This window comes from Zwartia lucis, assembly GCF_965234455.1.
Taxonomy (GTDB): domain Bacteria; phylum Pseudomonadota; class Gammaproteobacteria; order Burkholderiales; family Burkholderiaceae_B; genus Zwartia; species Zwartia lucis.
Genome location: NZ_OZ248475.1, coordinates 1 through 13,618 on the forward strand (window position 1 = coordinate 1; position 13,618 = coordinate 13,618).

General features: G+C 51.4%; 12 protein-coding genes and 2 pseudogenes. 9 read left to right on the plus strand and 5 right to left on the minus strand.

The features are described 5' to 3' along the window. The 4 genes from istA to mntA all read right to left on the minus strand — a co-directional run. On the minus strand, positions 1-1,316 hold a 1,316-nt coding region (gene istA / locus AC8GE9_RS14265), incomplete at its 3' end, for an IS21 family transposase (RefSeq protein ID WP_506677828.1). A gap of 346 nt (positions 1,317-1,662) precedes the next feature. Then, a complete protein-coding gene (locus AC8GE9_RS14270; RefSeq protein ID WP_506677829.1) occupies positions 1,663-2,577 on the minus strand; it encodes a tyrosine-type recombinase/integrase in 915 nt (304 codons plus the stop codon). 231 nt (positions 2,578-2,808) lie between these two features. Next, a complete protein-coding gene (hepT, locus tag AC8GE9_RS14275; protein WP_506677830.1) occupies positions 2,809-3,231 on the minus strand; it encodes a type VII toxin-antitoxin system HepT family RNase toxin in 423 nt (140 codons plus the stop codon). Continuing rightward, positions 3,221-3,646, minus strand: a complete 426-nt coding sequence (gene mntA, locus AC8GE9_RS14280; RefSeq protein ID WP_506677831.1) for a type VII toxin-antitoxin system MntA family adenylyltransferase antitoxin — start codon at positions 3,644-3,646, stop codon at positions 3,221-3,223. Before mntA ends, hepT begins: the two co-directional genes overlap by 11 nt. Before the next feature lie 245 nt (positions 3,647-3,891). Here mntA and AC8GE9_RS14285 point away from each other — a divergent pair, with 245 nt between their 5' ends. Beyond that, complete coding sequence (locus AC8GE9_RS14285) at positions 3,892-5,325, plus strand: DUF2252 domain-containing protein (RefSeq protein WP_506677832.1); 1,434 nt, start codon at positions 3,892-3,894, stop codon at positions 5,323-5,325. A gap of 32 nt (positions 5,326-5,357) precedes the next feature. Here AC8GE9_RS14285 and AC8GE9_RS14290 read toward each other — a convergent pair whose 3' ends face one another. Further along, positions 5,358-5,678: a DMT family transporter gene (locus AC8GE9_RS14290; protein WP_506677833.1), complete on the minus strand. Its 321-nt coding sequence runs from the start codon at positions 5,676-5,678 to the stop codon at positions 5,358-5,360. A 179-nt stretch (positions 5,679-5,857) separates the two neighbouring features. Here AC8GE9_RS14290 and moaA point away from each other — a divergent pair, with 179 nt between their 5' ends. From moaA to AC8GE9_RS14330, 8 genes and pseudogenes are all read left to right on the plus strand, one after another. Further along, positions 5,858-6,850 (plus strand): GTP 3',8-cyclase MoaA, encoded by a 993-nt coding sequence (moaA, locus tag AC8GE9_RS14295; RefSeq protein ID WP_506677834.1) that lies wholly within the window; start codon positions 5,858-5,860, stop codon positions 6,848-6,850. A gap of 55 nt (positions 6,851-6,905) precedes the next feature. Continuing rightward, positions 6,906-8,129, plus strand: a complete 1,224-nt coding sequence (locus AC8GE9_RS14300; RefSeq protein WP_506677835.1) for a molybdopterin molybdotransferase MoeA — start codon at positions 6,906-6,908, stop codon at positions 8,127-8,129. Between the two features lie 23 nt (positions 8,130-8,152). After that, a complete protein-coding gene (gene moaD / locus AC8GE9_RS14305) occupies positions 8,153-8,410 on the plus strand; it encodes a molybdopterin converting factor subunit 1 (RefSeq protein ID WP_506677836.1) in 258 nt (85 codons plus the stop codon). Beyond that, complete coding sequence (gene moaE / locus AC8GE9_RS14310; RefSeq protein WP_506677837.1) at positions 8,411-8,884, plus strand: molybdopterin synthase catalytic subunit MoaE; 474 nt, start codon at positions 8,411-8,413, stop codon at positions 8,882-8,884. Beyond that, positions 8,875-9,474 (plus strand): molybdenum cofactor guanylyltransferase MobA, encoded by a 600-nt coding sequence (gene mobA, locus AC8GE9_RS14315; protein WP_506677838.1) that lies wholly within the window; start codon positions 8,875-8,877, stop codon positions 9,472-9,474. The genes moaE and mobA overlap by 10 nt, the downstream gene beginning before the upstream one ends. After that, a complete protein-coding gene (gene moaC / locus AC8GE9_RS14320; RefSeq protein ID WP_506677839.1) occupies positions 9,471-9,953 on the plus strand; it encodes a cyclic pyranopterin monophosphate synthase MoaC in 483 nt (160 codons plus the stop codon). Before mobA ends, moaC begins: the two co-directional genes overlap by 4 nt. Before the next feature lie 1,545 nt (positions 9,954-11,498). Then, positions 11,499-11,678, plus strand: a pseudogene (locus AC8GE9_RS14325) (cyclic pyranopterin monophosphate synthase MoaC); the annotation flags it as partial. Between the two features lie 207 nt (positions 11,679-11,885). After that, positions 11,886-13,595, plus strand: a pseudogene (locus AC8GE9_RS14330) (ribonucleoside triphosphate reductase); the annotation flags it as partial. Positions 13,596-13,618: the final 23 nt, after the last annotated feature.

Below are 13,618 nucleotides of genomic sequence, written 5' to 3' on the forward strand. Positions count from 1 at the left end.
CCCACGATTCCCCAGAGTTTGCGCTGCCCAACACGGCCTTCTTGTTTGAATAATGTTTCGCACAGTTCGTGGGTCGCAGGCCCAATTGCCTGCGCCTGACGCAAGATAGCCCGTGTCTCGCGTGAGGGATTAAAGATCCGCTCTTCGTCTGGCAGCACCACCGTGCCAGGGCGATCGACAAGGGTATGCGTACGCAGCAGCACTTGCGTTGTTAGATCACGGATCTCGAGATGGTGGTCAAACAATCGAACCAGCACACGATCACCAATCTTAGCTGGGCGTGCAGCGTAACTGCTGTGATTCACCCGAATGCAGGTGTCATCACACACTGAGCGCTGCTCTTCTTTGAAGTAACGAACCCCTGTAATTGGTAACGCTTTTAGATAGGGGCGCTCTGCCTGGAACATGGCTTCGACCTGCTTTTTGTGACTGCCGTGGATTCGCTGTGCAGCCCAACGGGTTTCCCAGTGTTCGAGGAATTCGTTTTGCTCCTCAAGGGATTCAAACCGCCGTCCTTTAAGCGCTGTGGCTTGAGTGTGGCCAATTGCATTCTCGACACTACCTTTACGATTTGGATCACGGATTCGAGCAGGGTCACCCACGACACCGTAGTGAGCTAGCGCCATTGCGTAGACTCGATTGAGTTCGGGCTCATACAGATCCGGTGTGATGACACCTTCTTTGAGGTTGTCGAGCACTACATATTGCGTGGTACCGCCAAAGTAGCGCCAAGCTTGTTCATGTAGCTGCGCCCAAACCTCCTTGCTGGACTTCCAGACGACGCGCCGGAAGCTGCGCCCCGAATACCGTAGCGTCATCACAAACAGGCGTGGCCGCTTATACCGCTGCGTGCCTGGCACTTTGGTCGGCGCGCCTTCGCCATAATCTACCTGCGCCTCTTCGCCCGGCGCAAACTCAAGCCGATCGAACTGAACCGGATCGACTTCGCGTAACTTGCCCGCAAAGCGCTTGACGCTGTTGTAGCCACCGGTGTACCCAAGCTGATCGACCAAGTCTTGATAGATGGCGGTGTAATTGCGACGTAGCCGCAATTGCGCGGTGATGAACTCGCGGTACGGCTCGCACGCCGAGCTCGAACCAGAGCCCGCCAAAGCCGGTGGCCGGGGTGGGGGAATTTGAACTTCGGAGCCGGTGGCCACCCCGGGGGAATTTGAATCCCCGGCCAGCCAACGTTGTGCATAGCCTCGGATTGTTTTGCGGTCGATACCGGTGACGCGCGCAATCTCATGCTGGCTCGTTTTAGCGGCCAGCAAGGTGTAAATCGTCGTTTGTAAGTGCGGTTTCAAGACGTTCAATCCAGTTCCCCTCAGTCGAGGGGTAAAGATAACGTCCTGCCAGGGGCTGAACTGCGGCTAAAACTTGGGCGATTGGCCCTAATTTACAGCCCGCTCAGCTGGGGGAGTTTGACCTGGCCAGAGATGGGGGAATTTGACCGGCCAACGGGGAACGCTTTCTCTTCCTCCACTCACGTCAGGAGCTTCGCATATGAAAACACCCCCACAACCACCCCCCGCTCCCCTCAAAGCCACTTATATCCCCCCTATGTCATCCATCTCTCTAGCACTATTCACACAGATGGAAAGGCTCGCCTACAAGTCATTGAATTCCCGACAATGGCTCCTTCTTAAGCCGCCACAAGACTCACTCTCCAAGGTCACCAAAGATGTTTTTATGGCCCATCAACAATTCCAAAGAACGCTCACACAGCGGAACTTCGTGTTCCACATAGGCTTTCATGCGCTCCGCAGGAATTTTCCAAGTATTGCCATTGACCTCGACTTTTAATCCATTGATTACTTCACCCGTGCGAGACGCATTCAATATTAAAAACTCAAGTGCCAAAGCGGCTGGACAGTTCAATTCTCTTAATCTTGCAATAAATTCTGGTAAAGACCGATACGGCATCGCCTTGTGGTGAACAACTTTTGCGACCTTTCCCGGTGCGGGCAGGATGGTTTGCAAATGCCCCCTCCACGCTGCAGGGTTGATCCCCACACGAAGCCTGCGTGTCGTCGCCGCCGCCAGTATCCACTCTAGTCTGCCCCGTAATCTTGAAGCAGTCTCTGTCTTAGTGATCCAAATCGGGTTAAGAATAGTCAAAATATCTTCGGTCTCGATTTCATTTAATGCCTTATGACCGATAGTTGGGTATGCAAAGGTTTCTAAGGTGTAGGCCCATTGATCTCCATGCTTTAAGTTTCGCCACTCTGCCCGCTTGGTGGCAACGATTGAATCAGCGAAATCTTTGAAAGTGAGGGCTGGCGACTCGCTGTGTTCATTGGCGACCACTACGCTCTTTTTAATGGGCTTAGGGTCTGTGCCTTGGTTAACCTTATTGCGGGCGTCTAATGCTCGCTTGCGAGCCTCTTTAAGCGAAATTTCAGGATAGGAGCCAAAGCTTAGGTCAACCCTTTTACCGTCAAAGGTGTAGCGGTAGACCCAGTACTTCTTCAAATCCGCTTTGACCTGCAGGTTCAAACCTTTTGTATCGCCGTCAGTGTAGCGACCGGGTTTGCTTAGGTTTTTAACAAACAAGTCAGTCAGGCTGTTTTTCATTACGTTTCCTTTGAAAATCCCCACAATCGTCCCCACAGAAGTATGGTGATTGGTCTTGTGAGGCATTAGTCAGTAACGTAATATCTTGGTCGGTTCAAAGCCACGCAATAAGTAGTTACTGCGGAACAACGTGTGCAAATACAAAGGCTTATAATAATCAGGGGAGACTAAGGCTTGCTGACGCCAACCAAGGCATTACAAGCACTTACTCTGACACCGCTTCCGCCAAAATTAGAGCGACTGGTCGTCATGCTTGAGCATTTGCTCAGAGTATTGAAGAAATTCAACCAAATGCTCGGCAATCACCTTTACCGTGATTGGCATCAGTAACTTTTGATAGTCATGCACGGCGATATTTCTAAAACCAACCATGCGTTTAAGTGATTCGGAAAGCGCCGGATCAATCCACTTTGCCTGTGCCAATATATCGAAGACATCACGTGCACTTTGAGGCACACCTAGACGGTCGCGGCGGATGATATGGTGGCCCATGTCCAATGCCGCCTCACAGGCGCGCTGAATATTCATGACGGCAGCATCTTGTCTTGAAAAATTGGTTCCGAAGGTTGTTGGATCGTAATCAAACTCTTCGTGAGCACGTGCCACACATCGTTCAATCGTCGCGGCTTTGTTAATCAGAACGTCATCGCGCATACACGTGCCCTTCGCGAGTAATGTTTTTGAGAAGTGGTTCGCGCGCCTCGTCAAGTGCTAACTTTTCACTCAAAACGTAAACTTCAAACAGGCGCGCCTGCAATCCAATATCCCACACTGCTTTCCCGGTTGAAAGAACCTGATACTGCATCACGGTCGAAGCTGCGCGTAAATCGAGCAGATCGACGTCGCCATTCACAAGGCTTGCAATGTCGTTTGATAGCGACCACAACATGTTCGGGTCGATGAGGCCTGGTGCCAACACCGACAAATCAAGGTCGCTCTCTGGTCGGGGCGTGCCGAGGACATGGCTCCCAAAGACATAGAGCGCCATTAGATTTGGTATTTTTGCAAGCACTGAGGCTAAGATGGCCCCGTCTGGCGCAAGCATTGTCATCAGTCGTGAATGCATCATGAGCTCACGCAAAGGCAGCGAAGAACGTTGTGAATCAGCGGGTTAGCTGACACTTTCGAAGACTCTAACATAGGTTAGAGGGTCAAGTGACAGACCATAAATATCCAATATTATTGCAGAACAGAATGCTCTTGAACGCAGTCAAGTTTAGTTTGCATGTTCAGCCATGACTCCAATATGATGAACCGCCCCTATTTCCTCTCCACGTTGACCCCTCGTGGCTCGTAATCCAGTGAAGCTAAAACATGCCCAAAAATTCTTCTCAAAAACCAGATATCAAGCCTGCCAAGCATTCTAAGACACCTTCCCTGCCCTACCTGAGTGCAGAGGCGCGAGCGACACAGGGCAAGAATCTACGTAACAAGGCGCCGCGTAGTGCCCAAGCGCAATGGCATGCTCCAAAAAATCGCCACGATCCAGTCGAGATTCTTTCCGCGTCGAACGACGGCCGGATTGAGCATCTTGTCCCCATCCGCTTTGGACGGATGTCGCAGTCTCCGTTCGCGTTTTACAGAGGTGCGGCAGCGATCATGGCGTCGGATCTTGCAAAGACGCCCACGAGCGGCCTCTACGTCCAAGCATGTGGCGACGCGCATCTCATGAATTTTGGCGGATTTGCGACACCAGAAAGAAATATTGTTTTTGATATCAATGATTTAGATGAAACTTTGCCGGCACCTTTTGAGTGGGATGTCAAGCGACTCGCTGCAAGCGTTGTGATCGCAGCCAAGCATATCGAACTGCCATCAACTGACGCTACGAGTATTGTCAACGACCTGGTACGGGAATACCGTGAAAAAATGTCTGACTATGCTGGGATGCGCGCACTCGATGTCTGGTATGACAAAATTGATTTGCAAAACTACACACATCGTTCGACAGATCCTGAGGTGCTCAAACGTACCCGCAAACGTCTTGACCAGCGAATTGCGCAAGAACAGCGTAAATCTCATCCGGACATCATGTATCCGAAACTCGTTGTCCACAAAGGGGGTGAACCCAAAATCAAGGACGAACCTCCACTGATTTTTCATTCGACGGAGATGCTGACACCCGGCGCTCAATCTAACTATGCGACTGTGATTGAAGCCTACCGTCAAAGTCTGCCAGAACATGTTCGCATGCTTTTTAATCGCTTTCACTACTGCGATCTCGCTCTAAAAGTTGTCGGGGTCGGCAGTGTGGGGACCATGTGTGGTGTGGCCTTGTTCATGGCCGGGGAAAAGGACCCTCTTTTCCTGCAGGTCAAAGAAGCACGACAGTCAGTACTTGAGCCCTACACAGGTAAAAGTGCCTATGCCAACCAAGGGCAACGCGTGGTACATGGCCAACGTCTGATTCAAACCGCCTCGGATGTGTTTTTAGGTTGGACACGTGGCATCAATGGGCGCGATTTTTATATACGACAGCTTCGTGACCTCAAGCTTTCCGCGATTATCGAAGACTGGGATACTGAAACGCTTCGACTTTACGCAAAAATGTGTGGGCATGCCTTGGCACGTGCGCATGCGCGCTCAGGCGACCCAGCCATGATTGCGGGTTACCTTGGTACAAGCAAAAGTTTTGATCAGGCGATCGGTGAATTTGCCGTGCAATATGCCGAGCAAAATAACTTGGACTTCCTGACATTTATTGAGTCAATTCGGCAAGGTAAGATTCAAGCTCAAAGGGATGCATAAAACCAACGCGCGCTCAACTGCGCGCGTTTAACCTAACCCATTTTGAGCAATATCACCCCGAGAATAATCAACGCGACACCTGCCCAGCGAATGGGCAGGCTCGGATCTCCAAAAAAGAACACGCCGACCGCAAAGGTGCCGACGGCGCCGATCGAGGTCCAGACTGCGTAAGCGGTACCAATCGGGATGCCTCGCAGAGAAAACCAGAGAAGCGCTCCACTCAAGGCCATGCTGACGATCGCCAGCCCGATGCCCCAGAACTTCATGCCAGGGAGCGCGGTGATTTTCAGACCCAGCGGCCAACCTATCTCAAAAAGACCTGCAACCAGCAACGCGGTCCAGTAAATATTCATGCATCCACCAAAAAATCAATAAAAACAATAGTTTATGATCATTCCCCAAGGTCGCGCCGGGCAACCCAAGCTTGACTCGTTCCATTATCTAACTGAAACGATGGGGAAGTTGCGCATCCGCCTTCAAAATAAGAGTACATTAAGTAAACTTTCGTTATGTTTGGCTGGATATAACTTTAATGACGCAAACATCATCACCTCTCATTGACCGCTTTGGTAGAAGCATCGAGTACCTGCGCCTGTCGGTGACGGATCGCTGCGACATGAAATGCACCTATTGTCTACCCAAAAGTTTCAAGGGTTATCAAGAGCCTAAAAATTGGCTGACCTTCGATGAAATCGAACGCGTAGTAGGTGCGTTTGGTCGTTTGGGTACCTCGCGTATTCGTCTCACGGGTGGCGAGCCACTCTTGCGTCGCAATTTGCCCGAGCTCGCCGCACGAATCAGCGCCCTGCCCGGCATCCGCGACCTCTCCCTTTCAACCAATGGTACCCAACTGCCCAAACACGCCGCAGCCTTGCGTGCGGCAGGTGTGTCACGTTTGAACATCAGCTTGGACAGCTTGGATCGCGAATGTGTCACGCAGATTACGGGGCGTGACTCCATTGATGATGTGATGGCGGGTCTTGACGCGGCGCAAGAGCACGGTTTCTCCCCTATCAAACTCAACATGGTTGTGATGCCCGGTGTCAATGAACACGAAGTCGAGGCCATGACCGAGTTCTGTATTAACCGCGGCTTTATTTTGCGTCTGATTGAAACCATGCCGATGGGAAGCACTGGTCTAGCCTCAGGCTACACGCCTCTCGGGCCTGTGCTCGAGCGTTTGCGTGAACGCTTTGAGCTCATCCCAGAAATCAAAGAAATGGGCGGAGGTCCTGCCCGCTATTGGCGCACCGCGGATGGTCGCGGACAAATTGGTCTCATCACCCCGATTAGTCAGCATTTCTGCGAAACCTGCAACAGGGTGCGCTTATCTGTCGATGGCACCTTGTATCTGTGTCTTGGACAAGAAGAGAAACTTGAGCTTCGTCCCTTGTTACGCGCCGGTATTTCTGATGCAGAGCTCGAGCAAGCGCTTCGTGAAGGTATCGAACTCAAACCCGAGCGCCATGAGTTTCGCGAAGCGCCCACAAAAATTATCCGCTTTATGTCTCAAACCGGGGGTTAATGTCTCCGCGAAGGTAGGTTAAAGTCTGGATTGAGTCTTCCCAAAGCGTATCAGCATGAAACCCAGAGCCAACCTCCTAAATTTTGAAGATGCTCGCCAAATTTTGTTGGCGAGTGCGATGCCACTGAGTGCAACTGAAACACTCCCTTTGTTAAACGCTCAGGGGCGCACGCTTGCGCAAGACGTCATGTCACCGATCAACGTCCCTGGGTTTGATAACTCAGCCATGGACGGCTATGCACTCCATGTTCAGGACATACAAAAGCTACCTGAGCTTTTCCCCGTGACGCAACGGATCGCAGCGGGCCAGACAGGCACTGCGCTTGCACCGAATACCGCGGCACGCATTTTTACGGGCGCACCAGTGCCCGAGGGTGCCAATGTCGTGGTGCCCCAAGAACACACGCAAGACCATGATGGCGCGATCGCCCTCACTCACTCTATCGAGCTGGCACAACACATTCGTCGCCGGGGCGAAGATATCGCAGCCGCAGGCCTCGTGCTGGCAGCCGGTCAACGTCTGGGTGCGCCACAACTGGCGATGCTCGCGTCAATTGGTGTGGCCAACGTTAAAGTTTTCAATCTGTTGAAAGTCGGTGTCTTTTTTACGGGCGATGAACTGACGGAGCCCGGCCAGCCTTTAGCCCCCGGCGCTATTTACAACAGCAATCGTTATGCGATCAACGGCTTGCTCGCGCAGCTGGGTTGCTCTGTGAATGACTATGGCATTGTGCGCGACTCTGCGCTTGCCACCCGCGAAGCACTTAGCAAAGCCGCCAGTGAAAATGATGTCATCATCACGTGTGGTGGTGTGTCCGTCGGCGAAGAGGACCATGTCAAAGCCGCCGTGATGGCGCTTGGGAGCCTCGATCTTTGGCAAATCTCCATGAAACCCGGCAAACCGCTTGCCTATGGGCGTGTCGGTCAAACGGACTTTATCGGTTTGCCAGGCAATCCCGTGAGCGCGTTCGTCACATTTTTATTGATGGCTCGACCTTTTTTGCTTAAACGCATGGGTGCGACAGATACGGGCTTGAAATACCTGACTGCGACGGCGAATTTTGATTGGCCCAAGCCCGATCGGCGCCGAGAGTTTTTGCGTGTCAAAATCACAGCCGACACCTCAGGCGCTCCAGTCCTCGATCTCTGGCCCAACCAAGGCTCTGGCGTCATGAGCAGTTTGGCCTGGGCCGATGGACTCGTGGATCTCGCACCTGATACAAAAATCGCGCGTGGTGATGTACTGCGCTACCTCTCTCTTGCAGAGCTCCTCTACTGAACCTGAGCGATGCTCTAAAGACCATGAAAATCAACGTTCTTTATTTCGCACAACTGAGAGAAAAGTTCGGCATTGGAGACGAGAGCATCGTGGCGCCCGGGTCTGTTCATACCGTGCGCGATCTCATCGCACATCTTTCAAGTCGGGGCGGTGTCTGGGCACAAACTTTTGATGGCTCCCGGGCCTTTCGCGTCGCGATGAATCAGGAAATGATTGAGCTCGACACACCGTTAGTCGAAGGCGCTGAGCTCGCCATTTTTAGACCTGTGACGGGAGGCTAAATGACCGTTGAGTCGACCCCACGTTTATCCGTTGCCGTTCAGTCCGCGGACTTCGATCTGAGTCGTGAATACACCGCGCTATTGGCACAAGACCGTGGCATCGGAGCCATCGTGGCCTTTGTGGGTACGGTTCGCGACCTGAATCTGGCCGACGATGTAGTGGCCCTTGAGCTCGAGCACTACCCAGGAATGACAGAAAAGTCCTTGCGTAAAATTTTGGATGCAGCGACAGAGCGCTGGTCGTTACAAGGCGCGCGCATCGTGCATCGAATTGGAAAAATGTATCCTGGAGATCAAATTGTGTTGGTGCTCACGGCGAGCGCACATCGCGGCGATGCCTATGAGGCGAACAACTTCATCATGGATTATTTAAAAACCGAAGCACCATTCTGGAAAAAAGAATGGACTCCCGAAGGTCCGCGCTGGATTGAAGCGCGAGACAGCGACGATAAGGCAGCGGCACGATGGAAATAAAACACTCATATGATGCATTGATCTTGGCCGGTGGTCGAGGAAGCCGTTTGGGCGGCAAAGACAAAGGCTGGGTCATGTGGCATGGTTTGCCGCTTATCGAGCATGCGCTTGCAGTACTCATTAAACAAACCCCACCTCCCGCACACATCCTCATTAGTGCAAATCGCAACGTGGACGCCTACCAGCAAACCGGACATCCAGTGGTCATGGATGAGCGTTCTGACTTCATGGGACCTATGGCTGGCATTGAAGCAGGTTTGATGCGATGTAAAAAAAATAATCTTTTGGTCATCCCCTGTGATACGCCTTTACTGCCTGCTGACTTATACGAAAAGTTACAAGAAACGCTCACAGTCAATACACAAGCCCTGGCCGCCTATGCGTTCACATCCGAAAGCGCGCAACCACTCTGCTGTCTGCTCAAGCCCTCCGTCGCAGGCGCGCTTGGCAAACAACTCGATGCTGGCCACGGTGCAGTACAAACTTGGCTAGACGCTATAGGTGCGATACCAGTGCGTTTCGACATCGCAGAAGCTTTCGCGAATTTCAATACACCTGAGGCCTTACAGGCTCTGCGGAAACCCTCATGACTCAAGATCTCACACACTTCGACGCGTCCGGTCAGGCACACATGGTTGATGTTTCAGCTAAAGAACAAACTCATCGTCGTGCCGTGGCACAAGGACGCATCACGATGCAACCTAGGACTTTTATCAAACTGTCCCAGGGCGATGCGAAAAAAGGGGATGTCTTGGGTGTGGCAAGATTAGCCGGCATCATGGCGGCCAAGCAGACAGGTGCTCTGATCCCTTTATGTCACCCAATTCCACTGACCAGTGTCACAATTGATTTTGTTATAGATTCAGAAAGCTCATCAGTCACCTGTACAGCGACCTCCGAAACAGTCGGACGCACCGGTGTCGAGATGGAAGCACTCACCGCTGCCTCAATCGCTTTGCTGACAATTTACGACATGCTCAAGGCCATTGACCGAGGCATGGTGATTGACGGTGTCAAGCTATTGGAAAAGCATGGCGGTAAGAGCGGTAGCTGGGTGGCGGAAAAGTAGTCACTAACTTCCGGGCTTTAAGTCTGCTGCTGCACAAGGTATAAAAACGCTCTTGTCCTAATTCTGTCCCACTGAGGATTGAATCATGGCAACTTTACGTAACCGCGGCGGTAAATGGCAAGCTCGAGTTGTACGCAAGTGATAGCCATTGCTGACCCGTAACCACGTGGGTACTTGCCACCTTCCGGTGGCTTTTTAACGCCCGCATCAAATGCCAGAGCAGTGTACAAAAACAGAAAAAAATATTTACCCCCACCCTTTTTCAACAGAAAACGAAGGGGGGGGTATTTCCCTAAACGCTGTCTGACCAGTTCCCGACCGTTTTGACACCCCCCGGGGGCGAAGCCCGAACAGTCTCGTTTGTGCAAAATACAGTGCATAGGTCTGCACAACAAAGCCGTCGATTTACGGGGGTGGGGGTATGGTGGGGTTTCTGTTGGCTGAAATCGACAAAGGGTGGGTCACATTTGAACGCAGCCGAGCCTGTAAATAATTCTGTGTAAAGTTCTGGCGGATTGGTGAAGAAAGATAGTTCGCAGACACTATGGCACTGAATCTGACAAATGCGATTACATCTCTGTCGTCTTAAGCGTGGCAGCAACTCAAGGCAAACGTTGAGTTACAGGCTCATGCAGCATGTGTGAGACGTCCCTTAGGGAGGCAAATTTCCGTGTAAGCGAAAAACGAAGTGACTCTCGCTATACATGGCATCAATGAAGTTTCACGGATGGGGTAGGCGTAAAAAATCTTCAGTAATGTGACCTTGGGGGGCTTTGCGCTCACGATGAGGCAGCACCACCAATACTCTCGTTGATGGAGGCAAATGGGCCACCACCGGTATATCTATGCAAGGGAGAAAGTAGGATGGTAATGGATGGCGGGGTGTAGGGCAGGCGCCGTGCATGCGGGGACTGGACAGTTGGAGCGTGAGGGATTTCATCTTTGTCTTGAATAGTGGCTCACCTAAAGGGTAAAGTTTAGTGTTTAGACGGAAAAACTATAGAAAGTGCTGGAGTTTGCCGAACGCGTAGGTGTTATCTTCAGAAAACTAAAAAACCATAGGAGACAATATTACTTTATGGCGGTAGTTGTCAACAAAGATGGCCGTTCTTTCATGCTCCCTTCTAGATCCCTAGTAACCCCATCAGCGACCCTACCTCTAGCTATTGCAGACAGCAAACCCATACCCACTTGGTTACTAGCCACCTTCGGGTGACTTTTTAATGCCCGAGCAGCATCGTTTAAGCAAAATACTGTGCGTAGCTTTAGCCAAAGATGACGGGCTGTTTAGGGGGGGTGGGGGTACGGTGGGGTGTCGTTTGGCTGAAATCGTTAAGGGGTGGGGTAGGCGTTGAAATAACCGTCGACATTTTTACACTAACCGTTCGACAAGCTCAACCGCTGGGACTACAGTCGCAAAAAATCATTGTCCTAATTTTGTCCCAATCCTGTCCCAACAGGTGATAGTATTATGCACAGCAGTACCCTTTCACTAACCAAGAAGGATCAGGACAAAGAAAATTTTATACCTTGTAGTGCATTGATTTAAATGCCGAAACAGTCGGACGCACCGGTGTCGAGATGGAAGCACTCACCGCTGCCTCAATCGCGTTACTGACAATTTACGACATGCTCAAAGCCATTGACCGTGGCATGGTGATTGATGGGGTCAAACTGCTTGAAAAGCATGGTGGAAAAAGCGGTAGCTGGGTGGCGAACAGCTAGGATCGTCACTTGCGCGAAGCGACATCGATCGCAAAATTTTCGCGCGTCATTTGACCAGCACCTCTTTTTGAGCGCCCTGCTCACCCTTGATCTTTATCAACGGTTTCAAAAGTAGCGTTATGCAAGTCATTAAAAACACAACATGTGCTGTTAGGATTCATCAAACAACACAATATGAGGTGTTTAATGAAGATTCAAGCCCACTTAGCCACGCAGACGATCGTAGATGTAGAGAGCTCGATGGAAGAGTATCTGGACCAACGCGATTGGCGCGTCAATGCCAACGCCAATCAGGGCTACAGTCTGGGCGGGCTGATCTTGAATGTCGCCGGCAAGGTGACCGCCAATTACTGGCTGTCGCATGTATACAGCCCAGAAGCAGGTCGTGCGCATCGCGAGGGCGACCTGCACATCCACGATCTCGATATGCTGTCTGGCTATTGCGCAGGCTGGTCATTGCGACAATTGTTATTCGAGGGCTTTAACGGCGTGCCCGGCAAAGTCGAAGCCAAGCCGGCACGACACATGTCTGCCGCGGTCGGACAAATCGTCAACTTCCTCGGAACGTTACAAAACGAGTGGGCCGGTGCCCAAGCTTTTAGTTCATTTGATACTTATATGGCGGCCTTTGTGCGCAAAGATCAGATGACCTACGCACAGGTCAAACAATGCATCCAAGAGCTGATTTACAACCTGAACGTGCCAAGTCGCTGGGGTACCCAAACACCCTTTACCAATCTGACCTTTGACTGGGTCTGCCCGGCCGATCTACGAGAACTAGTACCCTATATCGGCGGCGAAGAGATGCCCTTTTGCTATGGGGAGCTGCAAGCAGAGATGGATTTGATTAATCGCGCCTACATCGAGGTGATGATGGCGGGTGACGCGCTCGGGCGCGTCTTTACGTTTCCGATCCCAACCTACAACATTACCAATGACTTTGACTGGGATCACCCCAACACGGACCTGCTGTTTGAAATGACAGCCAAATATGGTTTGCCCTATTTCCAGAATTTTTTAAATTCAGATCTTGAACCGCACATGGTGCGCTCGATGTGCTGCCGCTTGCAACTTGATCTGCGCGAATTGCTTAAGCGCGGCAATGGCTTATTCGGCTCTGCCGAGCAAACAGGCAGCATTGGTGTGGTGACAATCAATTGCGCACGCCTAGGCTATATGCATGCAGGCGACAAGCCTGCCTTGTTTGTACAACTCGATGCCCTACTGGATTTAGGGCGAGACGTCCTCGAAAAGAAACGCGTCGTCGTCCAGCACTACATCGATAAAGGACTTTACCCCTACACCAAACGCTACCTCGGCACCCTACGCAATCACTTCAGTACCTTAGGAGTCAACGGCATCAACGAGATGATACGAAATTTTAGCCACGATCAACATGACATCACGACACCAACTGGGCACGCTCTCGCGATTGAACTGCTCGACCATGTCAGAGCCCGGATGACTGAGTTTCAAGAAGCCACAGGACATTTGTATAACCTCGAGGCGACACCAGCCGAAGGCACCACGTATCGCTTCGCCCGCGAAGACAAGAAACGCTGGCCCGATATTAGTCAGGCAGGTACACCAGAGCAGCCTTATTACACCAACTCAAGTCAGTTACCTGTAGGCTTTACCGACGACCCGTTCGCTGCGCTAGAGATGCAAGAAGCCTTGCAATCACGCTATACCGGCGGCACGGTGCTGCACTTGTACATGAACGAAGCCATTTCGTCGGCTCAAGCCTGCAAACAGTTAGTCCATCGTGCGTTAGCAGGATTTCGGCTGCCTTACATCACCATCACACCAACGTTTTCGATATGTCCCTCGCATGGATATTTATCGGGCCAACACGAGTTTTGTCCTAAGTGTGATGAATCTCTTCTGTACAAGCAACATCTTGAAGTAAACGCTTAACTATTTATCCACTTTGTAAACCG

What these genes read in the sequence shown, in the direction of transcription:
- AC8GE9_RS14270 (WP_506677829.1), bottom strand. Translation starts at nt 2,577, where the DNA reads ATGAAAAACAGCCTGACTGACTTGTTTGTTAAAAACCTAAGCAAACCC.
- hepT (WP_506677830.1), bottom strand. Translation starts at nt 3,231, where the DNA reads ATGCGCGATGACGTTCTGATTAACAAAGCCGCGACGATTGAACGATGT.
- mntA (WP_506677831.1), bottom strand. Translation starts at nt 3,646, where the DNA reads ATGATGCATTCACGACTGATGACAATGCTTGCGCCAGACGGGGCCATC.
- AC8GE9_RS14285 (WP_506677832.1), top strand. Translation starts at nt 3,892, where the DNA reads ATGCCCAAAAATTCTTCTCAAAAACCAGATATCAAGCCTGCCAAGCAT.
- AC8GE9_RS14290 (WP_506677833.1), bottom strand. Translation starts at nt 5,678, where the DNA reads ATGAATATTTACTGGACCGCGTTGCTGGTTGCAGGTCTTTTTGAGATA.
- moaA (WP_506677834.1), top strand. Translation starts at nt 5,858, where the DNA reads ATGACGCAAACATCATCACCTCTCATTGACCGCTTTGGTAGAAGCATC.
- AC8GE9_RS14300 (WP_506677835.1), top strand. Translation starts at nt 6,906, where the DNA reads ATGAAACCCAGAGCCAACCTCCTAAATTTTGAAGATGCTCGCCAAATT.
- moaD (WP_506677836.1), top strand. Translation starts at nt 8,153, where the DNA reads ATGAAAATCAACGTTCTTTATTTCGCACAACTGAGAGAAAAGTTCGGC.
- moaE (WP_506677837.1), top strand. Translation starts at nt 8,411, where the DNA reads ATGACCGTTGAGTCGACCCCACGTTTATCCGTTGCCGTTCAGTCCGCG.
- mobA (WP_506677838.1), top strand. Translation starts at nt 8,875, where the DNA reads ATGGAAATAAAACACTCATATGATGCATTGATCTTGGCCGGTGGTCGA.
- moaC (WP_506677839.1), top strand. Translation starts at nt 9,471, where the DNA reads ATGACTCAAGATCTCACACACTTCGACGCGTCCGGTCAGGCACACATG.